The following is a 25,743-nucleotide window of genomic DNA, read 5'->3' as shown; positions in this document are numbered from 1 at the left end:
GGGGGGGGGGGGGGGGGGGGGGGGGGGGGGGGGGGGGGGGGGGGGGGGGGAACCCTGGGTGCCGGTGGCCGGCCGTCGCGAGCGGCTCGGCCCCGGCTCGTCAACGAAGCTACGCACGTAGACGAGCGGCTGGGAAGAGGGGCCGGACGGTGCCGTTGGTCTAGCCCTGCGAAATACTGGCGGAGCTGCGGCGATGACGGGGTCTGGCGGAAACTTTCAGTACGGGGAAAACCGAGGCAGGGACTGACGTGCACGAAGGCGCTAACGGCGACGGACGCCGGCTCTCAGCGGAGCCGCCGGCGAGTGGTGCAGACCAGGAGTACCTGTCCCTGGAACGCGAACTGACGATCCTGTTCCGGCGCGCCCGCGCCAACCAGGGCGAGATGGCCCGCGAGGTCCACCCCGACCTGGAGTCGGCGGCCTACGGCCTGCTGATCCGGCTCGACGAGTGCGGACGCCAGCGCGCGACCGAACTCGCCGCCTACATCGGCGTCGGCAAGGCCACCATGTCCCGTCAGCTCCGGGCCCTGGAGGAGCTCGGCCTGGTCGCCCGCGAGCCCGACCCGGCCGACGGACGCGCCTGGCTGGTGCATCTGACCCGGGAGGGGCACGCGCGGGTCGCCAGGGTGCGCGACGCCCGACGGGCCCGGTACGTCAGCCAGCTCTCCCACTGGGACCGCCGGGAGGTGGCGCAACTCGCCCACCTGCTCGGCCAGTTGAACCGCGGCATGGAGCGGTAGCAGCGCGGGCCCGCGGGGGCGCCGCCGTACGTCAAGAGTGCGTCATGTGGCGCCGGACGCTGAGAGCACGGCGACCGGTGGACGTACCAAGGGGCGACAGGACGGCGACTTTCGCAGAAGGGCAACCTCGTGATCCCGCACCGCATCGTGCTCGCCTCGGCCACCGGCCTCATCGCAGCGTTCGCGCTGGCGGCGTGCAGCTCCGCCGGCACCGACGCCTCCCGCACGGGCTCCGGCACCGTCACCCCGGCGGCCGTGGCCTCGTCCGCCCCCGCCGCCTCCGCACCGGCCACCCCCACCGCGGCCGCGGGCGGACAGACGGTCACGACCGCGGTGCGCGACGCCGGCGGCACGGTCGCCGACGGCAACGGGATGACCCTCTACCGCTACGACCGGGACCGGCCGAACCCGTCCCGGTGGACGTGCTCCGGGGCGTGCGTGAAGACGTGGATCCCCGTGATCGTGCAGGGCGCGGTGCGGACCTCCGGAGTGGACAAGGCCCTGCTCGGCACGGTCCACCGCGACGGCAGGACGCAGCTCACCCTGGCCGGCTGGCCCCTGTACCGCTACGTCGGCGACACCGCGGCCGGGCAGACCAACGGCCAGGGCAGGGACGGGCAGTGGCACGCCGTCACCCCGACCGGCTGAGCCCGTGCCGCAGCGCGTCTCAGGGAAGTTCGACGTACACGACCGTCGCGTCGTCGTGCGCCTTGCCGCGCCGCGGACGCTCCCGCGCGTCGGCCCGTTCCAGCTCCCGGACCCGGTCCACCAGCGCCTGCGCCCCTTCCTTGCGCACGAACCGCAGGCAGTCGTCCCAGCCGCCCTCCCCGAACCGGTCCACCCACCGCGCGGCCCCGTCCGTCAGCGCGGCCAGCGCCCGCACCCGGCCCCGCGGCACCGCGCCGGTCACCGCCCGCGCCGCCACGGCCGGATCGGCCGCCGCCGTGAAGAAGCCGCCCTCCTTGTTGCGAACCGTTGCGTCCACGATCGCGTCCGTGGCCAGCGAGGCCGCCGGCAGACGGGAGAGACGGTCGTCCAGCACGGCCGTCACCGCGCCGTCCGGGGACCGCAGCAGCAGGGCCGAGTCGGACAGCACCAGGTACGCGACCGTCTCCGCGTCCCACCGGGCCACGACCACGGTCGCCTGCGGTGTGCGCGGGTGAGAAAGGTCACAGGTCTGCTCATGTGCCGCAGCGGTACGGGTGATGGCCCGGGCGAGCACCTCGGTCAGCGGCACATCCGGGAGGGAAACGGTCAGTTCGGTCAGCGCGCCGCCCAGCCGGGCCGTGTACCAGGGGACCGAATGCAGACAGCCGGTCCCGCCGCGCGGCGGCGTCACCCCGTCCAGGACGACCACCGCGCCGCCCTGTCCGGAAGCGGGCAGCGCCACCGCGGCGAAGTCCTCGTTGGGCCGGCCGGGATCGCCGGGTTCCGAAACAAGTTCCGTACGCATCCGGCCAGTCTCCACGACGTCTTCACAGCGTTCACCAAAGGCTGGCACCAGTCGCCGAATTGGCGCACTCGCGCAGGTCAGGCGTCTGATTTGGGGGGTAATCCGTTGTTCCGGGAAAGCGCGGCGGCACATATTGCCACCGCCCGTGGCAGACGTCCAACCGGCCCGCCCGGCAGGGCGCCCGCAAGCGCCGGAGGAACTTGCCCGCCAACTCCTCTCCGAGGTTCACTCCTTCGGGTGGCGGGTCAGGTGATGCGCGACCGCTGCCCAACGAAGTTGGGAGGGTCGGGACCCGTACCAGGGTGCGCGGTCGGCGCCAGTTGACGCAACGTCACCCGGGCCCACGAGTATCACGAGTCAGGAATGCGAGCACCGGTGCAGAAGACGCGGCCTCGTCGCACAGGCAAGCAGACGGCCTCCCAAGGGGGGTCGGAGCAGCCCTCGGGCACCGTCACCGGCAAGGGCCGGCCCACCCACGTACGCAATCGGCTCATCGTCGCCGTGGCCGTCGTGGCCGCCGCCATAGCCGGCGCGGGAGCCCCGTCCGTCCTGGCCGCCTCCGGGCAGCTCAAGGACTCCCAGGACCTGGTGACGCTGGCCGGGCAGACCCAGGACGCCCTGGTCCTCGCGCACTCCCTGGCCGACGAGCGCGACGACGTCACGTCGTACATCGCGGCCGGCCGGTCCAAGGCGAAGGCGCCCTCCGAGCAGCGCAGCGCCCGCGTCGACCGGCAGATCGAGGAGCTGCGCGCCGACCCCGACATCCCCGCCTCGCTCCGCGGCGACCTCGACGGCATCGCGAGCCTGCGCCGCTCCGCGCTCACCGGCAAGAGCAGCGCGCTGCAGACGCACGACGCCTACTCCGCCGCCATCGCCGGGCTGCACCGGCTCGCCGAGCAGCTCGCCGAGAAGATGCCGCCCGGGGCCGGCGGCGGCGCCCACGCGCTCGCCGAGCTCGACACCGCCGTACAGCAGTCGGCCGCGGCCCGTGGGCTGCTGCTGGCGGCCCTCGGCGTGCCGCGCTCCACGCAGACCGTCATCAGCCCCGTCACCGGGCTGCCGACCACGACCACCGGCTCCTCCTCGGCCGACGCCAAGACGCGCGACGCCCTGACCGCCGCCGCCCAGCAGGCCCGGCTGCGTTCCGACGCCGCCCTCGCCGGCTTCCGCGAGACGGCGCCCAAGGCGGCCCTCGCGTCGTACGACTCCACGGTCACCGGCTCCGAGGTCAACCAGGCCGAGAAGTACCTGGCCTCCCTCACCGACCAGCCGACCCTGAGCGACTCCGAACTCGGCACCTCCGCCTCCAAGGTCGACGCCGCGCTCTCCGCCCGCGTCGACATGATGCGCGGCGTCGAGTCCGCCCTCTACGACCGCCGCACCAAGGACCTCGCCACGCTGCGCGACGACGACGTCACCGCGCTGGAGATCCGCGTCGCCGTCCTGGGTGCGCTGATGCTCCTCGCCGTCGGCGTCGCCACGGGGATGGCCCGCAGCCTCACCCGCCCGCTGTCGGTCCTGCGCCGCGGCTCCGCCCGGCTCGCCGAGTCGGCCGACCCCGCCGCCGAGGAACCGGTCACCTTCACCGGCCGCAACGACGAGTTCGCCCAGGTCGTGCGGTCCGTCAACGCCCTGCACGCGCACGCCGCCGGCCTGCACGAACGTGTCACCACGCTGGAGTCCGACCGCAAGCACCTGGTCGGGCAGCGGCAGAAGATGGCCGACGCCCGTGAGGAACTGCGCGCCGAACTGACTGACTCCGCGGCCCAGTTGGAGCGCCTGCGGGACAGCATCGGCGGCACCTTCGTGAACCTGGCGCTGCGCACGCTCGGCCTGGTCGAGCGCCAGCTGACGGTCATCGAGGGCCTGGAGGAGCGCGAGCAGGACCCCGAGCGCCTCGCGACCCTGTTCAAGCTCGACCACTTCGCCACGGTCATGCGCCGCCACAGCGAGAACCTCCTGGTCCTCGCCGGTACGGAGCACGTCCAGCAGCACGCGGGCCCGGTCCCGCTGGTCGACGTGGTGCGGGCCGCGGTCAGCGAGATCGAGCGCTACGAGCGGGTGCGCATCTCCGCGCTTCCGCCGCACGCGCACGTGGCGGGCTTCGCCGCGGACGACCTCTCGCACCTGCTGGCCGAACTCCTGGAGAACGCGACCTCGTTCTCCCCGCCGGACATGCCCGTCGAGGTCTCCGGCTGGCTGCTGGAGAACGGCGAGGTCATGCTCTCCGTCCAGGACGAGGGCATCGGCATGACGGCCGACCGGATGACCCGCCTGAACGCCCGGCTGGCCGAGTTCGACCCCGAGTCGCCCTACGACCAGGAGGGCGAGGAGGGCCTCGGCCTCGGTCTGTACGTCGTCGCCCGCCTCGCCCACCGGCACGGCGTCCGCGTCCAGCTGCGCGAGCAGAAACAGGGCGGGGTGGCCGCGGTCGTCGTCGTTCCCGGCCCCCTGCTGGCGGCGGCCCCGTCGTCGGCGGTGCCGGCCTCGGCGTCCTCGCTGCCGCACAGCCCCCACACCTTCTCCCTCCCCGGCGCCGACGCCGAGGCCAACTCCAACGTCCTGCCCGCCCGCGCCACCGACCCCTTGGTGGCCCTGGCGGAGAAGGCGGTGCAGGAGAGCCCGGAAGTCCAGGAAGCCGGCGCCGCGCCGGAACCCGGCCCGGACCTCCCGGCCCCGCGCGCAGCCGGCGACGACCTCGCGCCCGCCCCGGAGCGCCCGGCCGAGACCACCATGGAGCTCCTGATCCCGGCCCCGTCCGCGGAGGCCCAGGCCCCCGTCGCGCAGGCCCCGGCGACCGAGGAACCGGCCGACGTGCCGGAGGCCCACGGCCGCCCGCCGGAGGCGGACGACGCCCACGCCCGGACCGCTCCCGCGGCCGCCGACGGCGACGATCACCGGGCCGAAGGCGGAGCCGAGGGCGTCACCGAACACACCCGTACCCCGGACGAGGAGGAGCCCGTCACCGCGAAGGGCCTTCCCAAGCGCACCCCGAAGATCACCACCCCCACCGAGGCACCCCGCCCGCGCAGCGGATCCGTCGACGCCGATGCTCTGCGCCGCAGGCTGGGCGGCTTCCGCCGGGGGGCGGAGGCCGGCTACCGCGACGTACAGGCGGAGATCGCCGAACAAACAGGTCAGACCCAGGCACCCGGCACAGAATCAGCCACATCCGAAGAAGCCACGGGGGGCACAGTCGAGGAGGCAAGCAGTTGACCGCGCCCAGTACCTTCGGACTGAGCAGTGAAGCCCGCAACCTGCACTGGCTGCTGACGAACCTGGTCGAGGAGGTGCCGGGCATCCAGTCGGTGGCGGTCGTCTCCTCCGACGGACTGCTCCTGCTCTCCTCCGACCAGTCGCGCAACGACGAGGCCCGCCAGGCGCAGACCCGCACGGCGGCGAAGGGCCCCCGCGGCTCCGCCGCCGACCTCGCCACCATCGTCTCCGGCATCGGCAGCCTCACCATCGGCGCCGCCCGGCTGATGGACTCCGGCCCCGTGAAGCACACGATGGTCGCGATGGACGAGGGCAGCCTGTTCGTGATGTCCATCAGCGACGGCTCGCTGCTCGGCGTGCACGGCTCCGCGGACTGCGACATGAGCGTGGTGGCCTACCACATGGCGCTGTTCGTCGGCCGCGCCGGCCACGTCCTGACCCCCGAGCTCCGCAGCGAGCTGCGCAAATCCCTGGAGCACGAGTCCGCGGGGAGTGCCCGATGACCGGTGACCAGCACAAGAGGCAGTCGCTGCCCGTGCGCGGCGGCGACCGCAAGCCGGCCCGCGTCCGGCCCTACTCGCTCACCGGCGGCCGTACCCGCTTCGGACACGTCCTCCTCGTGGAGACGTTCGTCGCGGCGCTGGAGGCCCCGCAGGAGCGCAAGGAACTGACGAATGGTTCCCTCAGCACCCGGGTCATGCCCGAGATGCGGGCCATCGTCGAACTGTGCCGCCGTATGCGCACGGTGGCCGAGATCGCCGCGCTGCTGAAGATGCCGCTCGGCGTGGTCCGCGTGCTGCTCAGCGACCTCGCGGACCAGGGAAAGATCCGTGTATACGGCACCGGGACCGGCCACGGCACGGGCCGTCCGGACCGCGCACTGCTGGAAAGGGTGCTGAGTGGACTCCGCCGTCTCTGACGCCGCTGGCGTCGCCGCCTTCGTCGACCCCGACGAGAACCTGCAGTCCTGGCAGACGGACCGCACCCGCGCCCCGATCGCCACGAAGATAGTCGTGGCGGGCGGGTTCGGCGTCGGCAAGACGACCCTCGTCACCGCCGTCTCGGAGATCACGCCCCTGCAGACCGAGGCGCTGATGACCGAGGCCAGCGAGGAGACCGACGACCTCTCCGCCACGCCGGAGAAGCTGACCACCACCGTGGCCATGGACTTCGGCCGCCTCACGCTCGACGACGACCTGGTGCTCTACCTGTTCGGCACGCCGGGCCAGCAGCGGTTCTGGTTCATGTGGGACGACCTCGTGCGCGGCGCGATCGGCGCCGTCGTCATGGCCGACACCCGGAGGCTGAAGGACTGCTTCCCCGCGCTCGACTACTTCGAGAGCTGCGGACTGCCGTACGTCGTCGCGGTCAACCACTTCGACGGCAGCGAGGTGTTCGAACCGGAGGACGTGCGGGAGGCGTTGACGATCCCCGCGCACATACCTGTAATGATCATGGATGCGCGGCGGAGGATCTCGGTGATCGAGACTCTCCTGTCCCTCGTCGGCCACGCGCTCGACGAGACCCCCGAGTAGTCGCCCTCTTAGGAGCAGTCACCCGCATGCGGAAGATACTCGTCGTAGGAGCCGGCCAGTCCGGACTCCAGCTCGCCCTCGGTCTCCAGTCGCACGGGTACGAGGTCACCCTGATGTCCAACCGGACGGCGGACGAGATCCGCTCCGGCCGGGTCATGTCGACGCAGTGCATGTTCCCCACGGCACTGCAGCACGAGCGCGATCTCCAGCTGAACTTCTGGGAGTCCCAGGCCCCGAAGATCGAAGGACTCGGCGTCTCGGTGGCGGCCCCCGGCTCCTGGAGCGAGGGTCCGGCCGCCCGTGCGATCGACTGGGTGGGCGACCTCGACGGGTTCGCGCAGTCGGTCGACCAGCGGGTGAAGATGGCCGGCTGGATGGAGACCTTCGCCCAGCGCGGCGGCCAGCTGGTCATCCACGGCGCGGCCGTGTCCGACCTCGACTACTTCTCCCGCGCCTACGACCTGGTGCTGGTGTCCGCGGGCAAGGGCGAGCTGGTCTCGATGTTCGGCCGGGACGCCTCGCGTTCCCCCTACACCGAGCCGCAGCGCGCCCTCGCGGTCTCCTACGTGCACGGACTGGGCCCGCGCCCCGAGCACCCGGACCGTGAGGCGGTCCGCTGCAACCTGGTCCCGGGTGTGGGCGAGCTGTTCGTCATGCCGACGCTCACCACCTCCGGCCGCGCCGACATCCTGTTCTGGGAGGGCATACCCGGCGGCCCGCTCGACGTATTCAACGGCGTCAAGGACCCGGCGGAGCACCTCTCCCTGACCCTGGAACTCATGGAGCGGTACACGCCCTGGGAGTACGCGCGGGCCACCAAGGTCGAACTGACCGACGCGGGCGGCACGTTGTCCGGCCGCTACGCCCCGACCGTCCGCAACCCGATCGGCCGTCTCCCCGGCGGCGGCCTGGTCCTCGGTGTCGCCGACGTCGTCGTCGCCAACGACCCGATCACCGGGCAGGGTTCCAACTCCGCCTCCAAGTGCGCCGCCGCCTACCTCGCGTCGATCCTGGAGAACGGCGAGAAGGAGTTCGACGAGAGCTGGATGCAGGCGACGTTCGACCGCTACTGGGAGACGGCCCAGCACGTCACCAAGTGGACCAACGCCATGCTCGCGCCGCCGCCGGAGCACATCCTGAACCTGATCGGCGCCGCCGGGCAGCTGCAGCCGGTCGCCGACCGGTTCGCCAACGGCTTCGACAACCCGGCCGACTTCGAGAACTTCTTCTACGAGCCCCAGAAGACGGAGGCCTACCTGGCCTCGGTCACCGGAGCCTGATCGCCGTCCGGCCGCACGGCCCCGAGGATGGGAAACGAGGCGATCGGGGACACCTTGATCTGCTCGCCCGTCCTGGGGGCCTGGATCACCTTTCCCGCGCCCAGGTACATCGCCACATGCGTGGCCTCGGGGAAGTAGACCACCAGGTCACCGGGGCGCAGCCGGTCGAGGGGGACCTTCGGCAGCCGCGCCCACTGCTCCTGGCTGGTGCGGGGGACCGGCGTCCCGGCGTGCCCCCAGGCCTGGGACGTCAGCCCCGAGCAGTCGTACGACTCCGGGCCCGCCGCCCCCCACCGGTACGGCTTGCCGAGCTGCTGCACGGCGTAGCGCACGGCCCGGTCGCCCGCCCGGGACGGTTCGCGTTCGTCGCCGAGCGCCCCGGAGGTCACGAGCGCGCGCTGCGCGGTGTCGACCCCGCTCTTCTCCAAGTCGCCGACGGCGGCGATCTGTTGCGGGGTGAGCGAGACGAGGAGCTCCTCGACGTCCTTGAGCCGCTTCTGTACGTCGTCGTGGTTCTTCTTCTGCCGGGCGACCAGGGCGAGTTGGTCGTCGAGCGCCTTGCGGGCCCGGCGGGCGAGGTCGTCGGCCTTCTTCTCGTCGCCGGTGAGGCGGCCGACGGTCTTGGCGCGTTCCTGGGCCAACTGGCCGATGACATGGCCCTCGTCGAGAGCCTGCTGGGGGTCGCGGGCGAGGAGCAGGCGGACGTAGGGGGAGAGGGCGCTGCTGTTCTGGTACTGCTCGCGGGCCAGCCGTCCCGCCGCGCCCCGGCTGTCGCGCAGGGCGAGCCGGGTGCGGGTCAGCTCGGTGTCCAGGCGTGTCACCTCGGCCCGCTGCCTGGTCAGCTTCTCCTCGGTGGCGTCGTACGTCTCGGTGGCCTTCTCGGCCTCCCGGTACAGCCGCTGAAGGTCCGTCAGCAGTGCGGAGACGGGACGCTCGCCGGTCCCGGGACCGGGCGCGGCCGCGGCGGGCGGCGGCACGAGGACGGCACCGGCCGCCACCGCGGCCGTACACACCAGGCGCACCAGCCTTCCTGACATGTCATCACCTCCGGTGCGGGGCAGCCCCTCCGCCCCGCACCGCGAGCCTGCGACGGACCGCGGAGCTTCGCGCGCCGAGTGTGCGCGGTTCGGCGCAACCTCGTCACCCGTCGGTGTCCTCCGGCTTGCCGCCCGGCGTGGCGTCCGGCCGGGACCAGGGCCACTTCGGCCGGCCGGTGTCCCTGGCGTCCGGGTCGTAGGCGTACTTCCAGCCCTGCGGGATCCCGAGCCGCTTGCTGTGCCCGCGGGGCACCCGCCGGTAGAGGAGCAGGGTGTCCGGCCCGCCGGCCGGGTCGGGGACCGGGATGCGGTAGATCTTGGGCGGGTGGCCGGTGGCGCCGACCAGCACCGGCAGCACCCGGCCGTCCATGGGTCCGCCCTCGAAGGGGGTCGGTTCGCTCTTCACGGCACCAGTCTCAGCCATCCCCGGCCATGGTCCGCACCAGCGCCGCGGTCTGCGGGTCCCGGTTCGCGGTCACGGTCAGCACGGCCAGGAACTGCTCCACCAGCCAGTCCCGCAGTTCGTCGAGCGGCGGCTGCTTGCCCTCGTCCAGCCAGATCAGCGAGGCCGCCTCCACCGCGGTGATCCACATCCGCACGGTCATGCGCAGCCGCAGACCGGGGTCGCTCACCCCGAGGTGGTTGAGGATGTGCTCGGCGGCGGCCCGGCGCACACCGTCCACGATGGCGGTCGTCCGGGACGTCTCCACCACGCTGCCGCCCTGGAGCAGGGCGCTGAACCCGGCGTCGTGCTGGTCGACGAAGGCCAGGTAGCGGTCCAGGGCGCGGGCGAGGCGGGGCAGCAGCGGTCCTTTGCGGGGCTCGTCGAAGCACAGCCGCAGCTCGTCGGCGGCCGACCGCAGCGCGGCCTCGTACAGCTGCTGTTTGCCGCCCGGGAAGTACCGGTACACCAGGGGGCGGGAGACTCCGGCCGCCTCGGCCACGTCGTCGAGGGAGACCTCTTCGGGCGCGCGGTGCGCGAAGAGGCCGAGGGCGGCTTCGAGGAGCTGGCTCCGGCGCTCCTCGACACTCAGACGGCGATAGGCGGGCGCGGCAGGGGTCATGAGTGCAGCGTAGCCGGGCGTCCACAGGTGCGTCGTGGCTGGTCGCGCAGTTCCCCGTGCCCCTGAAGGAACCCGGCCGGACCCACCCCAGGGGCGCGGGGAACCGCGCGACCGGCCCCCCACCGGCCCGCGGTCCGCATCAGGCCAGCAGCCCCGAGCTCTTCCACAGCCGCCGGCCGACGCCCCGCAGCACGCCGATGTCGTCCAGGAAGTCGGTCAGCCGCTTGGCGCCCGTCTGCATGATCTCGCGCCGATGCCCGCTGGCCTTCACCTGCGCCAGCGCCTCCCGCTTGTCCAGGCCGACGTTCGTGTAGACCTCGGGGTTGACGAAGGCCACCGAGAACACCCGCGCGAACTCGCCGGAGGTGACCCGGGTGAACTCCTGCGACCACCTCGGCGCGGTCACCATCTGGCGCCGCAGCTCCTCACGCGCGTAGCGCACGTGGCGGGCCTCCTCCACGACGTGGATGCGCGTGACGCCGCGGATCAGCGGCTGCACCCGCTCGTCCGGGAAGGTCAGCCGCTGCATCCAGTCGAGGACCTCCTCGCCGAGCAGCGTGGCCGTGAACGACCCCGGCGTGGTCGAGACCGTCTTGAACAGCCGTCCGAGGTGCTGGTGCGCCCGGGCCACCGGGTACCAGGGCGTGCCCCCGTGCGAGATCAGCCGGGCGAACATCTTCGAGTGCCGGCACTCGTCCTCGATCTCGGTGAGCGCGTAGCGCACGTGCGCGCTCGTCGCCGCCTTGTCGTAGATGTGCCGCACGAGCAGCTGCATCAGGATGATCTCGAACCAGATGCCCAGCGAGGCGAGGGCGGCGGCCTCGTGCTGGGAGAGCAGGATCCGCTGTTCCTCGCTCATCCGCTTCCACATCGGGGTGTCGTAGAGGGACACCAGCTCCGGCGGCCAGAACCACTTGCCCTCCTCAAAGGGGGCGTCCCAGTCCAGCTCCTTGTCGGGGTCGAAGCTGTGTTTGGCGGAGGACGCGAGGAGTCGCTCGGCGACCTGCTCGCGGTCCTTGAGCAGCCCGAGAGCGTCGCGCAGGCCGTCGAGCGCGTCGGCTTCCGTGAGAGTCGTCATGGCTCTTATGAGACTGCTTGTCAGCAAGGCAGTCAATCCCCTGCACGGGACTTGTTGACTCGGCGTCTACGTGTGAGCCTGCGGGGTATGCCGACCCATGAGCTGTACACCAACGACCCCGGTGACTATCTCTGGCAGGTCCCCGCCTCCGGTGCGGCCCGTTTCAGCTGGGAGTACGACGACGGACGGGACCGGCTGCTCGCCCTGTACCAGAAGGGCAAGGACAAGCAGTGGGACGGGCAGCGGCGCATCGACTGGGACCTGGAGGTCGACCCGCACGACGTGCTCGGCACACCGGACGAGGCCATCTCGCTGTACGGCACGCCGTACTGGCAGAAGATGAACGACCGGGAGAAGGGCGAGCTGCGGCAGCACTACGCGTCCTGGCAGTTCAGCCAGTTCCTGCACGGCGAGCAGGGCGCCATGATCTGCGCGGCGCGGATCGTGGAGTCGGTGCCCGACCTGGACGCCAAGTTCTACTCGGCGACGCAGACCATGGACGAGGCCCGGCACGCCGAGATCTACGGCCGCTTCCTGCACGAGAAGGTCGGGATGGTCTACCCGATCAACGACAACCTGCAGTCCCTGCTGGGCGACACCCTGCGCGACAGCCGCTGGGACATGCCCTACCTCGGCATGCAGGTGCTGATCGAGGGGCTGGCGCTGGCGGCCTTCGGCATGATCCGCGACACGACGACCAAGCCGCTGCCCAAGCAGATCCTCGCCTACGTCATGCAGGACGAGGCCCGGCACGTCGCCTTCGGCCGTATGGCGCTGCGCGACTACTACAAGCAGCTCACCGACGCCGAACTGCGCGAGCGCGAGGAGTTCGTCATCGAGGGCTGCTACCTGATGCGCGACCGGCTGCGGGGCGTGGAGGTCCTGGAGAACTTCGGCATCCCCACCGCGCAGGCCGAGGAGTACAGCGAGCAGTCCGAATTCCTCGCGCTGTTCCGGCAGTTGCTGTTCTCCCGCATCGTGCCGTGCGTCAAGGACATCGGCCTGTGGGGCAAGCGGCTGCAGCAGGCCTACGTCGACATGGGCGTCTTCGAGATGGGCGACTCCAACCTGGACCTGCTCATGGCGCAGGACGAGGAGATCGCCGAGAAGCTGGACGCGGAGCGGTTCGCGGCCGAGGAGCACGAGCGGGTCGCCGAGGTCACGGAGGCCATCGAGGCGGGCGCCGGGGAGGGCTGACCCCCCGTCGCGGACCGCCGGTACGCCCGTATGCAGTAACGTGCGGACGTGTCCACGCCTCCACCGCCGCAGGGCCCCTACGGGCCGCCGAACCCCTACGGAGGGCAGCAGCCCCCGCAGGGCCCCTACGCCTCCGGTCCGTTCCCGCAACAGCCGCCGCAGCAGCAGCCGTACGGAACGCCCTACCCGCAACAGCAGCCCTACGGCTGGGGCGCGCCCCCGATGGCCCCGCCCCCGCGCCGGCGCCGGACCGGTCTCGTGCTCGGCATCGTCGGCGGAGTCGTCGCGCTGGTGGTGGCGGTCGTCGTGGGGCTCGCGCTGGTCGGGGAGAAGGTGACCGGCGGCAGCTTCCCCAAGGCCGAGTACACGCTGGCGCTGCCCCGGACCCTGGTGGACGGCCGCTACGAACTCGCCAAGGACCTCTCCGACACCGAGGGCCAGAAGGTCGAGAAGGAGGCGGAGGGCGCCTGGGACGCCAAGGACATGCGGGCCGTGGTCGGCCAGTACAGCCTCGGCGGCGACCAGACGAAGGGCACGCTCGTGGTGTCCGGCATGTACGGGCGGTTCAACCACACCGAGCTGACCCGCAAGAACATGATGCGCGGCGCCGCCGAGGGCGCCGGCGCCAAGGTGGCCGTACCCGCGCAGGACTTCCATCCCGAGGGCGCTCAGGGCATCACCGTCAGCTGCGAGGTGCTCACCCAGACCCAGCTCGGCACCCGGGTGACCGTGCCGGTCTGCGGCTGGGCCGACGGCAACACGGGCGCCTCCGTCGCCGAGGTCACCACCGCCGGTATGAGCCAGGACCCCTCCGAGGTGGACCTGGACAAGGCGGCGGCGACGACGGCGCAGATCCGCAAGGAGATGCGCAAGCCCATCGGGTGACGAGGCGTCAGACGGGGCAGCCCAGGTCCTCGGGGAGATCCGCGAGCACCGGGGCCGCCGCGTCCGGCGGGAACGAGGTGCGCAGGGTGAACGCGTACGGCGTCGGGCCGTCGGCCCGCAGACGCAGCACGCGTTCCTCCGCCTCCGCGACCGTGGGGCGGTGGCCCGCCGGGACCCACCACAGTGCGACCATCGCCTCCGCGACCCGCTCGAAGAACTCCCGGCGCCGCGCCAGCATCTCGCGATGCCGGCCCTGGTACATGTAGGCCGTCAGGGCGTTCGTGTCGCGCCACACGGACATGTTGACGATCAGCCACTCGTCGCCGAACACGGCGATGTCCGTCGCGTCGCCGCCGTCGCTCTGCAACCGCCACACGAACCCGTCGGCGGCGTCGGCGTCGGCGTTCACGGGGTCGAGATTGTCGACGAAGTCCTTCAACTGCGGTGAGTCCAGCGGGGCTTTGAGGCGGCCGATGTTGACCTGGGCGAGTTCGTACGCGGCGGAGTCCATGGACCGAACGTTAGGTAGGGAGCCGTCGCGTCCGGTACCCCCGTCTCATCGACCGAGAAGCCCTCCCTAGGAGTCCAGGACCCTTCAGGAGCCGAGGACCGCCTCCATCACCGCCCGCGCGATCGGCGCGGCCACCCCGCCGCCGGTGATCTCCCCCCGGTCAGCCGACGCGTCCTCCACCACCACGGCCACCGCCACCCGCGGCTCGGGGTCGCGGTCGCCCTGCGCCCAGGACACGAACCAGGCGTACGGCGTGCCGGAGTTGCCGACGCCGTGCTGGGCCGTGCCGGTCTTGCCGCCGACCGTCGCGCCGGGGATGGCCGCGTTGGTGCCGGTGCCCTCCGTGACCACGCCCTCCATCAGCTCCTTCATCGTCTGCGCCGTCGTACGCCGCAGCACCTGACGGACCGGGCGCGGGCCCGGCGCGGTCAGCGCGCTGCCGCCGTCCGTCGTGGTCCGCTCCACCAGGTACGGCTGCCGCAGCTCCCCGTCGTTCGCCACGGCCGCCGCGACCATCGCCATCTGCAGCGGCGTGGCCCGCGTGTTGTACTGGCCGATCGAGGACAGCGCCAGCTGCGCCCGGTCCACCGTCGTGTCGAAGGTGCTCGGCGCCACCGAGAACGGCACGCGCAAGGCCGGGTCGTTGAAGCCGAACGCCCGCGCCGTGGCCGCCATGCCGGCCACCCCGACGTCCACCCCGAGCTTCGCGAACACCGTGTTGCACGACCACTCGAACGCGTCCCGCAGCGGCGCGTCCTCGCAGCCGTCGCCCTCGTTCGCCAGCAGCGTCCGGGTCCCCGGCAGCCGGTAGGGGTCGGGCGAGTCCGTCGGCCGGTCGACGTCCCGGACGACCCCCGCGTCCAGCGCCGCCGCCGCGGTGACCACCTTGAACGTCGAGCCCGGCGGATACGTCTGCCGCACCGCCCGGTTCAGCATCGGCTTGTCCGGATCGGCGTTCAGCCGCGCCCAGGACCGCTCGGTGGCCGCGGAGTTCCCCGACAGCACGCCCGGGTCGTACGACGGCGACGACACCAGCGCCAGCACCTTCCCGGTGACCGGGTCGAGGGCCGCCACCGCGCCCTTGCGCCCGTCCAGACCCGCGTAAGCCGCTTCCTGCGCCGCCCTGTTGAGCGTGGTGACGACGTGCCCGCCCGGGGTGTGGGCGCGCGTGAGGTCGTTCCACAGCGGCAGGGGGGTGAGGACCGGGTCGGCGCCGGAGAGGATCGCGTCGTGCGTGTGCTCCAGCAGCGTGGTGCCGTAGAGCTGCGAGGCGAAGCCGGTGACGGGCGCGTACAACGGCCCGTCCGTGTAGGTCCGTTCGTAGCGGAGCTGCTCGCGGGAGTCCCGGGAGCCGGTGACGGACCGTCCGTCGACCAGGATGTCGCCACGCGGCCGGTCGTAACGGGCGATCGTGACGCGACGGTTGGCCGGATCGCGGTCGTAGGGGCCGGCCAGGACGATCTGGATGCGGGCGGCGTTGACGAGCAGCGCGACCAGCAGGAGGGCGCAGAAGACGGCCGCGTGCCGGATGTGGCGGGTCATGGGGCGCTCTCGCCGTCGTACTGCCGGCGGGCGCGGTCGCTGATCCGGATCAGCAGGGCGACGATCGCCCAGTTGGTGACGACCGAGGAGCCGCCCTGTGCCAGGAAGGGCATCGCCATGCCGGTGAGCGGGATGAGGCCGGTGACCCCGCCCGCGATCACGAAGACCTGCAGCGCGACGATCGACGCCAGCCCGACCGCCAGGAGGCGGCCGAACGGGTCACGCAGGGCGAGCCCGGCCCGGTAGCCGCGCTCCACCAGCAGGCCGTAGAGCAGGAAGACGGCGCACAGGCCCGCCAGGCCCAGCTCCTCGCCCGCGGTGGCCAGGATGAAGTCCGACTTGGCCGCGAAGCCGATGAGGACCGAGTGGCCGAGGCCCAGGCCCGTGCCGAGGACGCCGCCCGCCGCGAAGGCGAACAGGGACTGGGCGAGCTGGTTCGGTCCCAGTCCCGCCTCGATCGTCCCGAGCGGGTGCAGCCAGTCCTCCACGCGGCCGTGCACGTGCGGCTCCAGCCAGCCGACGGCCACGGCGCCCAGGGACGCCAGCAGCAGGCCGACGGCGATCCAGCCGGTGCGGCCGGTGGCGACGTACAGCAGCACGACGAACAGGCCGAAGAAGAGCAGGGAGGTGCCCAGGTCGCGCTCCAGGACCAGGACGCCGACGCTCAGCAGCCAGATCGCGAGGATCGGGCCGAGGACGCGGCCGGTGGGCAGCTGCACGAACCACACGCGCCGGCCCGTGTACGCGAGCGCGCTGCGGTTCGCGGCCAGGTACGCGGCGAAGAAGACCGCCAGCAGCACCTTCGCGAACTCGCCCGGCTGGATGGAGAATCCGGCGATCCGGATCCAGATGCGGGCGCCGTTGACGGCCGGGAAGAGGATCGGCAGCGCCAGCAGGACGAGGGCGGCGGCGACGCACACGTAGGAGTAGCGCTGCAGCCACCGGTGGTCGCGCAGCATCAGCACGACCACGATGAACAGGGCCACCCCCAGCGTGGACCACACCAGTTGGGTGGGGGCGGCGCGGTCGCCGGGCGTCTCCAGGTCGAGGCGGTAGATCAGGACCAGGCCGAGACCGTTGAGCAGCACGCCGATCGGCAGCAGCAGCGGGTCGGCGTACGGGGCCCGCAGCCGCACCGCCCAGTGGGCGACCAGCGCGAGCACGCCGAGCCCGGCGCCGTAACCGGCGGCGCCGGGCGGGACGGTGCCGTTGCGGGCGAGGCCGACGTCGCAGTAGCCGTACACGCAGAGCAGGACGGCGAGGACGATCAGGGACAGCTCGATGCCGCGGCGCCGGGGGAGGCGGACGGCGCGAGCGGGGGCGTCCGCCTCGGCCACGGCGGTTCCGGCAGGGGTCATGTCCGGAACCTACCCAAATAGTGCATCTTGTGACCTCAGGGTCTCAGCACCAGCGTGGCGTGGCCCCGATGGTGTCGATGTAACGGGCCGCTCCCCAGGCCCAGGTGCCGTCCGTGAGGAGGTACCAGAGGCGGTTGCCCTGGATGTTCTGGCCGGTGGTCTTGCAGAAGATCGAGACATGCTCACCGCGGTGGGCCACGCGGATCACCTGGCTGCCTCGGTTGGGCGCGCTGCGCAGGAACAGTTCGCTCGCGGTGACGACGCCCCGGTACAGCCGCTCGTCGTGCCGGCCGTCCTGGTCGCCGCCGCCGTTCCAGTTCCCGGTGTCGCTCGATGTCTGGTCGCCGCCTCCTCCTCCGCTCCAGCCGTCGTCACGGGCGGCCGTCTGGTCGCCGCCCGTGCCGCCCCCGTCGTCGGCGAGCGCCGGGGTGGCGGCGGAGGCGAGGAGGGCAGCGGCGGCGGCGGTTATGGCGAGGCGGGTGAGGGCGCCGCGGGGAGAGCGCAAAGACATGGATACCTCCACGAAAGGGGCGAACCTGACTATCCGCCACGTTAGGAGGAGTGCCGCGGGGACGCCCGTCACATTGGGCCGTCGGGGACGGCCGGGTCGTGAGGGAGCGTCAGGACCGCCACCGCTCCGCCGTCCGCCGCGTTGGAGAACTCCAGCCGCGCCCCGAGCACCTCCGCCTGCCCCACGGCGATGGTCAGCCCCAGCCCGTGCCCCGTGGCCCCGCCCTCGGTCCGGAACCGCTGCGGGCCGTGCTCCACGAGGTACTCCGGGAACCCCTCCCCGTGGTCCCGCACGGTCACCACGGGCCCGTCCACCGTCACCGACACCGGACCCCGCCCGTGCCGGTGCGCGTTGGCGACCAGGTTGCCCAGCACCCGCTCCAGCCGCCGCCGGTCGGTCTCCACCCGCACGTCCCGGACGACGGCGATCTCGGTGTCCGTACCCGAGGCCCGCACCACCCGGACCGCCAGCGCCCCCAGCTCCTCGGTGTCCACCTCGAGCTTCTCCCGGCCCGCGTCCAGCCGGGAGATCTCCAGCAGGTCCTCGGTCAGCGTCCGCAGCGCCGCCACCCGGTCCCGGACCAGTTCCGTGGGCCGCCCGGGCGGCAGCAGCTCGGCCGCCGCGTGCAGCCCGGTCAGCGGGGTGCGCAGCTCGTGCGCCACGTCCGCGGTGAACCGCTGCTCGCTCAGCAGCTTCCCCTGCAGCGAGGCCGCCATGGAGTCCAGCGCGGCGGCCACCGCGCCCACCTCGTCCTGCGGCCGCGTCCCGTCCTTCGTCCGCGGATCACCGACCCGCGCGTCCAGGTCACCGGCGCTGATCCGGCGCGCCACCGTCGCCGTCGCGTGCAGCCGCCGCGTCACCCGCGTCACCGCGAAGGCCCCCACCAGCAGCGTCACCCCGATCGCCAGCCCCGAGGACCACAGGATCGCCCGGTCGAGCCCCGCGATCGTGCGCGACTGCTGCGAGTAGTCGACCTCGACGGCCAGCGCCCGGTTCCGGTCGGCGGGACCGGCCGCCCACATCGTGGGATGCCCCAGGTGCCGGGAGACCATCGTGCCGCGCTTGCCGTCCACCGCCAGCTCGCGCAGCTTCGGCGGCAGCCCCGGCGGATCGACGCCCGCGCCCGGCAGCAGCGTGTCCCCGGCCTGGTAGGCCCGCGTCGCGTCCGTCAGGCGCGACAGCGCCAGGTCGCGGGCCTGGCCGACGGTCTGATTCGTCACCGAGACGTGTACGAGGACGCCCAGCAGCGCGGCCAGCGCACAGCACATCACCGCGATGAACACCGCGGCCTTCACGGCGAGCGTGCCGGACCACTGGGGCAGCGCGAGCCTGCTCACGGGGTCACCGAGGGGGTCGGCCGTCCGGTGTGCCCGCGGTCGTGCTCTCTCCTGCCGATGTGCAGCATCTCGTCGTGGGTGAGCAGCATCACCTTCTGCTCGGGGTCCCAGGTCCACTGGAAGCGGTACTCGTAGTCCGCGAGGTCGGACGGCGCGTGGATGATCACCGACCGCCCGGCCAGCTCGACCCCGCTGACGGCGTCGTTGTTGGACATCACCTGCACCACCCGGCCGGCCTCGACGGTGTACACGCGTACGGCCGTCTGGTTGCCGGGCAGCAGCCGGAAGCCCAGCGTCAGCTCCGGCTTCCCGTCCCCCGTCAGATCCCGGTAGTAGGCCTTGAGCAGCGGGCACCCGCTGCCGGCGGGCTTCCTGCCGCAGTCGGCCATCCGGCGGGCCGTCACGCGGTACGGCGCCTTCGACCCGGCGTAGTCGCCCGGATGCTGGGCGATCTCCCGCCGTACGAGATCCACCGGCGGCACCTCACGGATGTCGCCGCCGGGCGCGGTGAGGTGCATCGCCTCGGCCTCGCCGTTGTCGTAGTCCCAGGCCGGACTGGACGCGGGGGCGAGGTTCGGCCACAGCTTCGCCGGGCTGGTCGCGGTCGGCGTCGACCCGGCCCCCTCCAGCCCGCCCGCGTCACCGCAGCCGGCCGCCGTCGCCGCCAGCAGCGTGACGGCGACCGCGGCGAGGACGGTGCGGAGGGGGCGGGGCACGGGACTCCTGTGACTGATCCGGCGGCTGATCCTGTGGCTGAGAACGATCGGTGGCCCAGTACACCCTATGGCGCCGGAGAAACGATTACCTCGCTACTCGGCCAGCTCCTCCAGCAGCCGGGCCGTCGGCAGCCCGGCCCGCAGATAGTCGACGAACAGCTCGTTGTGCAGCGCCCACGGCGAGCGCCGGGCCCGGATCAGCCGGATCGCCTCCTCCGTCGTGTGCCCGCGCCGCACCAGCGCGTGCGCGACCACCAGACCCGAGCGGTTGTACCCGTGGTAACAGCGGACGAGGACCGTGCGGCCCTCCTCCAGCGCCTCGCTCGCGGCCCGCGCCAGGCGGATCACCCCCGCGAGCTGCGTCCCGTCCAGCGGCCCGTCCGGAATGGGCCACACATGGTGCTCGACGCCCTGACCGGGACCGTATCCGGGCAGTCGCAACAGGGTCTGCACGAGATCGAACTCATCCCGTACGACGGCGGTCTCCAGTAGTCCGGTCCGGCTCCGGAACTCGTGCCCGCCCATCCACAGGCCGGGCACGATCTCGTTCCAGGGGCTTTCCGGAGCCGGTACGTCGGGTTGTTTTCTGCGGGTACGCAATCACGCCTCCCCAACTCCCCTCCAGCGGGGCCCAACTGTTCTCAAAGGTAGCCGGGTTCTTGCCGATGGAGCACCCCGCCTGTTCCCATGGTCGAGGGGTGATGGTGCATGAACGGACTGCGCGTCATACCGACCTGGCGACATGGTCAGGAACGGCTCTACGTGAGCCGTACGGACGGCCGGAACATCGCCTGGTACGACCGTGAGGCGGCCAGGATCAACCTGCTCAGCGAGGAGGAGAGGGACGAGGTACTGGAAGTGCTCGGCCCCTTCCTCACCGGACCGGTGGCGGTGGGCCCGCCCCCGGTGCCCACACCGGCCGAGCTGGCCAGGCTCTCCCTCCACCCGGACGACGACCTGGCCCCCAACCGGCCCGGCGAGGCCCTGATCGTCTCCCTGGACCGCGATCCCGGCCCGCCCCACCGCCTGCGACCGGACCCACGGCGCCGGGCCCTGGCGGCGGAACAGACGGTCGGCGACGCCCTGGACCGCCTCGACGGCGCGGGCTGGCACGCCCTGCACTCCGTCCCGCTCCCGGGCGGCGACCGCATCCACCACCTGGCGATCGGCCCCGGCGGCCTGCTCGCCCTGCACACCCTGCCCGCCCGCAAACAGCGGGTGACGATCGCCGACCCCATGGTCACCCTGGGCCGGCGCGACCCCCAGCCCCTGCTGCGCCGCGTCCGCGCCGACGCCGACCGCGCGTCCTACGCCCTGACCGCCGAGGTCCGTCCGGTCCTGGTGCTGGTCGCCCCGGCGGACGTCGCGGTCCCCGCCCCGCCCCGCGAGGTCCGCGTCCTGCGCGACACGGAGATCGAGGGCCTGTCCCGCACGGGCGGCGTCCTGAAGCCGGCCGACGTGGAGGCGCTGCACGCGATGGCCAGGGACCGGGGGACGTGGGGGAGGGTGTGAGGGGCCGGTGGTGCCGGTGGTGCCGGTGGTGCCGGTGGTGCCGGTGGTGCCGCTCAGGGAAGTGAGCCGGCGTTGGCCCGGTCGAGGAGCGGTGCCAGCAGGTCGCCGTAGTCCTGGACGCGAGGGGCGATGTCCGGCGCGAGGAAGGTGAGCTGCCCCGGCGCCTCGCACATCTCGATCTCGGTCCACGTCACCGGCGCGGAGACGGTGGGCTCGGGGCGGGCGCGCAGGGTGTAGGGCGTGGCGGTGGTCTTGCGTGCCGCGTTCTGGCTCCAGTCGACGAAGACCTTGCCCGGCCGCAGGCTGCGGGTCATCCGGTGCAGGGCGAGCCGGGGCATGGCCCGCTCGGCCTCGACGGCCAGCTGCTTGGCGTAGTCGCTGACCTGCTCGGAGGGCGTCGGCCGTACGGCGGCCAGCAGGTGCAGCCCCTTGGAGCCGGAGGTCTTGACGCAGGTGTCGATCCCGTCGGCGGCCAGCCGCTCGCGCAGCCACAGGGCCACCTCGCAGCAGTCGACCACGGTGGCGGGCGCGCCGGGATCGAGGTCGAAGACGATCCGGTCGGCGACGCCGGGCTCCTGGACGAGCCACTGGTGCGTATGGAACTCGGTGACGAGATTGGCGGCCCACATCAGGGACGCAAGATCCTGCACGAGCACCATGCGTGCCGGGCCCTCGGACCGCGGCACCTCAGCGGTGGTGACCCAGTCGGGCGTACCGGGCGGAACGTTCTTGGCGAAGAAGACCTGCCCGTCCGGCCCGTCGGGGTAGCGGAGGAAGGAGACGGGCCGATCCCGCAGGTGGGGGAGCAGCACCTCGGCGTTGCCCGCGTAGTAGTGCAGCACCTCGGCCTTGGTGAACCCGGACCGCGGATACAGCACCTTCTCCAGGTTGCTGAGGGCGAGCCGTCTCCCCTCCACCTCCGTGATGGGCGTCATACGATGAGAATCTCACGCAAAATATGACAGAAGACCAAAAAACGACCGAAAGGGTGCCGCAGGTGAGATCCATTTGGAACGGCGCCATCTCCTTCGGCCTGGTCAGCATCCCGATCAAGCTGGTCAACGCCACGGAGCACCACTCGATCTCCTTCCGCCAGATCCACACCGAGGACGGCGGCCGCATCCGCTACCGCAAGTTCTGCGAGGCGGAGGACAAGGAGGTCAGCGGGGCGGAGATCGGCAAGGGGTACGAGGACGCGGACGGCTCGATCATCCCGATCACGGACGAGGACCTGGCCCACCTGCCGCTCCCGACGGCGAAGACGATCGAGATCGTGGCGTTCGTGCCGGCGGACCGGATCGACCCGTTGCAGATGGACGCGGCGTACTACCTGGCGGCGGGCGGCGCCCCGGCCGCCAAGCCGTACACGCTCCTGCGTGAGGCGCTCAAGCGCAGCAACAAGGTGGCGATCGCCAAGTTCGCGCTGCGCGGCAAGGAACGGCTGGGCATGCTCCGGGTGGTCGGTGACGCCATCGCGATGCACGGCCTGCTCTGGCCGGACGAGGTACGGGCCCCCGAAGGCGTCGCCCCCGACACCAAGGTCACGGTCAACGACAAGGAGCTCGACCTCGCGGACGCCCTGATGGACACGCTGGGCGAGATCGACCTGACCGAACTGCACGACGAGTACCGCGAGGCACTGGAGGAGGTGGTCGCCGCGAAGGCGGCCGGCGAGGCCCCACCGGAGACCCCGGAACCGGCGCGGGGCGGCAAGGTGCTGGACCTGATGGCGGCCCTGGAGAAGAGCGTGAAGGCGGCGAGGGAGTCCCGGGGCGAGGGCGCGGAGGAGGAAGGGGCGGAAGGAGCGGCGGAGGGAGCGGCGGAGAAGGCGGAGGTCACGCGCCTTTCGGCCCGCAAGAGCTCCCGCTCGACCCCCAAGCAGACCGACGGGAAGAAGTCGACGTCGACGGCGAAGAAGACGGCGGCGCCGGCGAAGAAGGCCACGGCCTCCACCCGGAAGTCGACGTCCAAGTCGACGTCGACGGCGAAGAAGACGGCGGCGCCGGCGAAGAAGGCCACGGCCTCCACCCGGAAGTCGACGTCCAAGTCGACGTCGACGGCGAAGAAGACGGCGGCGCCGGCGAAGAAGGCCACGGCCTCCACCCGGAAGTCGACGTCCAAGTCGACGTCGACGGCGAAGAAGACGGCATCCGCCAAGAAGACGGCGAGTTCCTCGACGACGAAGAAGACGGCGACCAAGAAGACGGCGCCGCGCAAGCGGTCGGCGTGAGCGAGAAACCTGGCCCGACGCGAAGGCATGCTCCCGCCCGACGACCACGCACGCGGGTGCAACCAGACACTCTGCTCCGCCGGAACTGCCGGCAGTCCCGCGGCTCCGGTCAGGGTGGCGGGCTCGAGAAGGCCGGCCACGACGGCCTGGATGATGACGTAGTTGGCGATCCGCTCGCTCCCCACGCCCGCGGGCCCGACGAGGGCGTAGGAGTTGCTCTTGCGGAACTCCGCCTCACCCACGGCCCGGTCGTACTCGTTGAACAAGTCGTAGTTGGCGATCAGAAGTTTGATCCGAAGCTGCCAGGTCTCGCCCAGAACATCACGCGCAACGAGGTTAACCAGACCACGTTCACCCTGCTCACGGGCACGCGGCCTGAGCATCATCTGGATGTTCCGGAGCTTCGCCGTCTTCCGTGCCTCGTGCACATTCACGGTGGCGAGGCGGACACCATCGCGCCGACGAGGTACGTGGCGAAGGCAGCCGACGCCAGTAGAGCGGCGGGCCCCATCAGCCCGCCGAGGCGATAGAACATGCCCACACGCCACGAGCCTGCTCCCGCGTAGGAACCCGATCCTCCACGATCAGCCAGAGGGTCAGGAACCATATGCACCCCGCGGCAAGGGGCGCCCGGACATCAGCTGTTCTTCCCGACCCCTCACTTCACTGGATAGCCGATTTCCGCAATGTCCCCGGCGAGGTCCGCCAGGGCGATGCCCGAGTTCAATGAGCGGACCACTTCCTCAGTCAGAGGACGCGAAGAGAAGACGTGCCGAACGGCCTCCAGGTCGACCGGAACCTCGTAGTAGTCCTCGGCCCACTCCCGAAACGCCTCCGGTGAGCGGTCCACCAACAGTTGGAAGAGATAGTCGGCACCGTCAGGGTCGTCCGTCTGCGCGTCGGGAAAGACGATCGTCCCCGTTCTCCAACTACTGTCTCCAGCCTCCCGCCACAGGCACGCGGTGACGCGCGGCATGCCGTCATCGGAGAACGCGGGCTCCTCAACGCACGACCGAAAGACGTCGGGCACCTCATCGAGCACTCCAGGCCACGGCCCGTCATCTACATAGGGACTCATGGGTGATTCATGATCGAACCCACGAACATAGGCGCCGGCAGCCGAGAAAACGATGGAGTACTCATCGCCGCCCCCGTTCCGCATGGAGGCCATCGACTCCCCCTCGGACCAGTGGTCGTCGAAGGAGTGGTAACGGTCGGCCCATTCAGGACTCAGACAAGCTTCCAGCATGGCCAGGGACCGGCAGTGCTCACGAAGGACGACTATCTCAGGCAACTGCCGAGCAACATCTTGAACGGTCACCCCGTCATCCAACCGCACATCTCTGACACCCCAGCTTCCTGCCTGACCGGGCGACTGCGCCGGCAACTCCGAGAACCACTGAGAGGACCTCTTGAGGTCCTTTCCACTGCCTCATCCGCAGACCCCGACTTACGGCCGTCCCGAGGGCGCATACGCCTGCACATACGCGAAGACCCCGGCCTCAGCGTTTCCGCTGGTGACGGGGTCTTTGGGCACCTCATACAGGGTGCCCCCGGCAGGATTCGAACCTGCGCACACGGCTCCGGAGGCCGTTGCTCTATCCCCTGAGCTACGGGGGCGTATCGGCGCCTGCTTGGCGGCGACGGGTAGAACCCTACCAGCTCCCTCGGGGTGTTCATGAACAGGTTTACTGAGGTCCGGCCGGGCGTCGGTCCTACGAGTTACGGGTTTCCAGTTCAGGGTGTGGGCTTGGGGCCCCGGGCGGCCGGTGTCGGTGTCGACGGTGCGTGAACGCGGCCCGCGCAGGCGTGTGGCGATGCCCTGGAAGGTTTCTCTCGGGGCGGGTTCGGCCGTCCGCCGTCCCGTTCCCCCGCGCGGGGCGGAAGTGTGGAAAACCCGGACGCGGTGGCCTGTCTCGACCTACTCTCGAGTTGTGCCAGGCACTTCGGGCCGGGTTCTTGTTGTGGACGACAACAAGGTCATCCGGCAGTTGATCAGGGTCAATCTCGAGCTGGAGGGGCTCGAGGTCGTGACCGCGGCCGATGGTGCCGAGTGTCTGGATGTCGTTCATCAGGTGCGGCCGGATGTCGTGACCCTCGACGTGGTCATGCCTCGCCTGGACGGGCTGCGCACCGCCGCCCGGCTGCGTTCCGACCCGCGTACCTGTGACCTTCCCCTCGCCATCGTCAGCGCCTGCACCTCCTACGAGGTCGAGACCGGCCTCGACGTCGGTGTCGACGCGTTCCTCGCCAAGCCCTTCGAGCCCGCCGAACTCGTCCGCCTCGTGCAGCAGTTGATCGAGCAGGGGCGAACCGGAGGTGGCGCGGGGGGAGACGACTCCTCCCTCCGATCCCGGGAGGACCTGGGAGATCAGGGCTCCTTGGGGGCGCTCGGGAGCGTCCTCGGCGAGGCCGAGCGTGGCGAGCGTGCAGGGCGGGCCGCCGGCGCCTGAAGAGGGCCCGGGCCGCCGTACACCCCAGCAGGTGCGTGTTCGCCTCGCGGACCCGACCCGCGCAGCCCCCTCCGTCCCACATCCCGGA

Annotated in this window: 26 protein-coding genes and 1 tRNA gene; 12 read left to right on the top strand and 15 right to left on the bottom strand. The window is 71.7% G+C overall.

Annotation, left to right across the window (positions count from 1 at the left end; all coding sequences use genetic code 11):
- Window positions 1–248: 248 nt before the first annotated feature.
- Together M8J74_RS27080 and M8J74_RS27075 are read left to right on the top strand one after the other, a co-directional pair.
- Window positions 249–740: a MarR family winged helix-turn-helix transcriptional regulator gene (locus M8J74_RS27080; RefSeq protein ID WP_058923253.1), complete on the top strand. Its 492-nt coding sequence runs from the start codon at window positions 249–251 to the stop codon at window positions 738–740.
- A 129-nt stretch (window positions 741–869) separates the two neighbouring features.
- Window positions 870–1,388: a COG4315 family predicted lipoprotein gene (locus M8J74_RS27075; RefSeq protein WP_249838955.1), complete on the top strand. Its 519-nt coding sequence runs from the start codon at window positions 870–872 to the stop codon at window positions 1,386–1,388.
- A 19-nt stretch (window positions 1,389–1,407) separates the two neighbouring features.
- On the opposite strand, the gene M8J74_RS27070 is transcribed toward M8J74_RS27075, so the two are convergent.
- Entirely contained in the window at window positions 1,408–2,193 is a 786-nt protein-coding gene (locus tag M8J74_RS27070; protein WP_249838954.1) for a protein phosphatase 2C domain-containing protein, read from the bottom strand.
- Window positions 2,194–2,568: 375 nt separating this feature from the next.
- Here M8J74_RS27070 and M8J74_RS27065 point away from each other — a divergent pair, with 375 nt between their 5' ends.
- From M8J74_RS27065 to M8J74_RS27045, 5 genes are read left to right on the top strand one after another with little or no spacing between them, the layout of a single operon-like run.
- Window positions 2,569–5,409, top strand: a complete 2,841-nt coding sequence (locus M8J74_RS27065) for a sensor histidine kinase (protein WP_249838953.1) — start codon at window positions 2,569–2,571, stop codon at window positions 5,407–5,409.
- Window positions 5,406–5,912, top strand: coding sequence for a roadblock/LC7 domain-containing protein (locus tag M8J74_RS27060; protein WP_058923250.1), 507 nt, complete (start codon window positions 5,406–5,408; stop codon window positions 5,910–5,912). The genes M8J74_RS27065 and M8J74_RS27060 overlap by 4 nt, the downstream gene beginning before the upstream one ends.
- Window positions 5,909–6,328, top strand: coding sequence for a DUF742 domain-containing protein (locus tag M8J74_RS27055; protein ID WP_058923249.1), 420 nt, complete (start codon window positions 5,909–5,911; stop codon window positions 6,326–6,328). Before M8J74_RS27060 ends, M8J74_RS27055 begins: the two co-directional genes overlap by 4 nt.
- Window positions 6,309–6,944, top strand: coding sequence for a GTP-binding protein (locus M8J74_RS27050; protein WP_058923248.1), 636 nt, complete (start codon window positions 6,309–6,311; stop codon window positions 6,942–6,944). Before M8J74_RS27055 ends, M8J74_RS27050 begins: the two co-directional genes overlap by 20 nt.
- Before the next feature lie 26 nt (window positions 6,945–6,970).
- Window positions 6,971–8,224 carry a styrene monooxygenase/indole monooxygenase family protein gene (locus M8J74_RS27045; protein ID WP_249838952.1) on the top strand — a complete coding sequence of 418 codons (1,254 nt, stop codon included), beginning with the start codon at window positions 6,971–6,973 and terminating at the stop codon, window positions 8,222–8,224.
- On the opposite strand, the gene M8J74_RS27040 is transcribed toward M8J74_RS27045, so the two are convergent.
- The 4 genes from M8J74_RS27040 to M8J74_RS27025 form a co-directional block, all read right to left on the bottom strand.
- Complete coding sequence (locus M8J74_RS27040) at window positions 8,197–9,261, bottom strand: C40 family peptidase (protein WP_249838951.1); 1,065 nt, start codon at window positions 9,259–9,261, stop codon at window positions 8,197–8,199. The genes M8J74_RS27045 and M8J74_RS27040 overlap by 28 nt on opposite strands.
- A gap of 103 nt (window positions 9,262–9,364) precedes the next feature.
- Window positions 9,365–9,667, bottom strand: a complete 303-nt coding sequence (locus M8J74_RS27035; protein ID WP_505016710.1) for a DUF8847 domain-containing protein — start codon at window positions 9,665–9,667, stop codon at window positions 9,365–9,367.
- Between the two features lie 10 nt (window positions 9,668–9,677).
- Window positions 9,678–10,325, bottom strand: a complete 648-nt coding sequence (locus M8J74_RS27030) for a TetR/AcrR family transcriptional regulator (RefSeq protein WP_249838949.1) — start codon at window positions 10,323–10,325, stop codon at window positions 9,678–9,680.
- A 139-nt stretch (window positions 10,326–10,464) separates the two neighbouring features.
- The gene (locus M8J74_RS27025) at window positions 10,465–11,403 is read right to left on the bottom strand and encodes an AurF N-oxygenase family protein (protein WP_249838948.1); all 939 of its coding nucleotides are present in this window, start codon (window positions 11,401–11,403) and stop codon (window positions 10,465–10,467) included.
- An 87-nt stretch (window positions 11,404–11,490) separates the two neighbouring features.
- On the opposite strand from M8J74_RS27025, the gene M8J74_RS27020 reads away from it, so the two are divergent.
- Together M8J74_RS27020 and M8J74_RS27015 are read left to right on the top strand one after the other, a co-directional pair.
- A complete protein-coding gene (locus M8J74_RS27020; RefSeq protein ID WP_249838947.1) occupies window positions 11,491–12,600 on the top strand; it encodes a ferritin-like domain-containing protein in 1,110 nt (369 codons plus the stop codon).
- A gap of 48 nt (window positions 12,601–12,648) precedes the next feature.
- Complete coding sequence (locus tag M8J74_RS27015) at window positions 12,649–13,485, top strand: hypothetical protein (protein ID WP_249838946.1); 837 nt, start codon at window positions 12,649–12,651, stop codon at window positions 13,483–13,485.
- A 7-nt stretch (window positions 13,486–13,492) separates the two neighbouring features.
- On the opposite strand, the gene M8J74_RS27010 is transcribed toward M8J74_RS27015, so the two are convergent.
- The 7 genes from M8J74_RS27010 to M8J74_RS26980 all read right to left on the bottom strand — a co-directional run bounded on the left by M8J74_RS27010 (window position 13,493) and on the right by M8J74_RS26980 (window position 20,060).
- Window positions 13,493–13,996, bottom strand: a complete 504-nt coding sequence (locus tag M8J74_RS27010) for a DUF3291 domain-containing protein (RefSeq protein WP_249838945.1) — start codon at window positions 13,994–13,996, stop codon at window positions 13,493–13,495.
- Window positions 13,997–14,080: 84 nt separating this feature from the next.
- Window positions 14,081–15,538 (bottom strand): penicillin-binding transpeptidase domain-containing protein, encoded by a 1,458-nt coding sequence (locus M8J74_RS27005; protein WP_249838944.1) that lies wholly within the window; start codon window positions 15,536–15,538, stop codon window positions 14,081–14,083.
- Entirely contained in the window at window positions 15,535–16,896 is a 1,362-nt protein-coding gene (locus tag M8J74_RS27000) for an FtsW/RodA/SpoVE family cell cycle protein (protein WP_249838943.1), read from the bottom strand. The genes M8J74_RS27005 and M8J74_RS27000 overlap by 4 nt, the downstream gene beginning before the upstream one ends.
- 43 nt (window positions 16,897–16,939) lie before the next feature.
- A complete protein-coding gene (locus tag M8J74_RS26995; protein ID WP_249838942.1) occupies window positions 16,940–17,407 on the bottom strand; it encodes an SH3 domain-containing protein in 468 nt (155 codons plus the stop codon).
- A 68-nt stretch (window positions 17,408–17,475) separates the two neighbouring features.
- On the bottom strand, window positions 17,476–18,744 hold the full coding sequence (locus tag M8J74_RS26990; RefSeq protein ID WP_249838941.1) for an ATP-binding protein: 1,269 nt from the start codon (window positions 18,742–18,744) through the stop codon (window positions 17,476–17,478).
- Entirely contained in the window at window positions 18,741–19,460 is a 720-nt protein-coding gene (locus M8J74_RS26985) for a hypothetical protein (RefSeq protein WP_249838940.1), read from the bottom strand. The genes M8J74_RS26990 and M8J74_RS26985 overlap by 4 nt, the downstream gene beginning before the upstream one ends.
- Window positions 19,461–19,553: 93 nt before the next feature.
- Window positions 19,554–20,060: a protein-tyrosine phosphatase family protein gene (locus tag M8J74_RS26980; protein WP_079077972.1), complete on the bottom strand. Its 507-nt coding sequence runs from the start codon at window positions 20,058–20,060 to the stop codon at window positions 19,554–19,556.
- A 108-nt stretch (window positions 20,061–20,168) separates the two neighbouring features.
- On the opposite strand from M8J74_RS26980, the gene M8J74_RS26975 reads away from it, so the two are divergent.
- Window positions 20,169–20,972 carry a nuclease-related domain-containing protein gene (locus tag M8J74_RS26975; protein WP_249838939.1) on the top strand — a complete coding sequence of 268 codons (804 nt, stop codon included), beginning with the start codon at window positions 20,169–20,171 and terminating at the stop codon, window positions 20,970–20,972.
- A 53-nt stretch (window positions 20,973–21,025) separates the two neighbouring features.
- On the opposite strand, the gene ligD is transcribed toward M8J74_RS26975, so the two are convergent.
- On the bottom strand, window positions 21,026–21,907 hold the full coding sequence (ligD, locus tag M8J74_RS26970) for a non-homologous end-joining DNA ligase (protein ID WP_249838938.1): 882 nt from the start codon (window positions 21,905–21,907) through the stop codon (window positions 21,026–21,028).
- 62 nt (window positions 21,908–21,969) lie between these two features.
- On the opposite strand from ligD, the gene ku reads away from it, so the two are divergent.
- Window positions 21,970–23,202 (top strand): non-homologous end joining protein Ku, encoded by a 1,233-nt coding sequence (ku, locus tag M8J74_RS26965; RefSeq protein WP_249838937.1) that lies wholly within the window; start codon window positions 21,970–21,972, stop codon window positions 23,200–23,202.
- A gap of 658 nt (window positions 23,203–23,860) precedes the next feature.
- Here ku and M8J74_RS26960 read toward each other — a convergent pair.
- A complete protein-coding gene (locus M8J74_RS26960; protein WP_249838936.1) occupies window positions 23,861–24,523 on the bottom strand; it encodes a hypothetical protein in 663 nt (220 codons plus the stop codon).
- Window positions 24,524–24,750: 227 nt separating this feature from the next.
- A tRNA-Arg gene (locus M8J74_RS26955) sits at window positions 24,751–24,822 on the bottom strand.
- A 344-nt stretch (window positions 24,823–25,166) separates the two neighbouring features.
- Between M8J74_RS26955 and M8J74_RS26950 the strand changes: the two genes are divergently transcribed.
- A complete protein-coding gene (locus M8J74_RS26950; protein WP_249838935.1) occupies window positions 25,167–25,655 on the top strand; it encodes a response regulator in 489 nt (162 codons plus the stop codon).
- Window positions 25,656–25,743: the final 88 nt, after the last annotated feature.

This window comes from Streptomyces panaciradicis (assembly GCF_023516615.1).
Classification (GTDB): domain Bacteria; phylum Actinomycetota; class Actinomycetes; order Streptomycetales; family Streptomycetaceae; genus Streptomyces; species Streptomyces panaciradicis.
The sequence above is the reverse complement of the archived record's forward strand: the minus strand, read 5'-3'. Positions and strand labels throughout refer to the sequence as shown.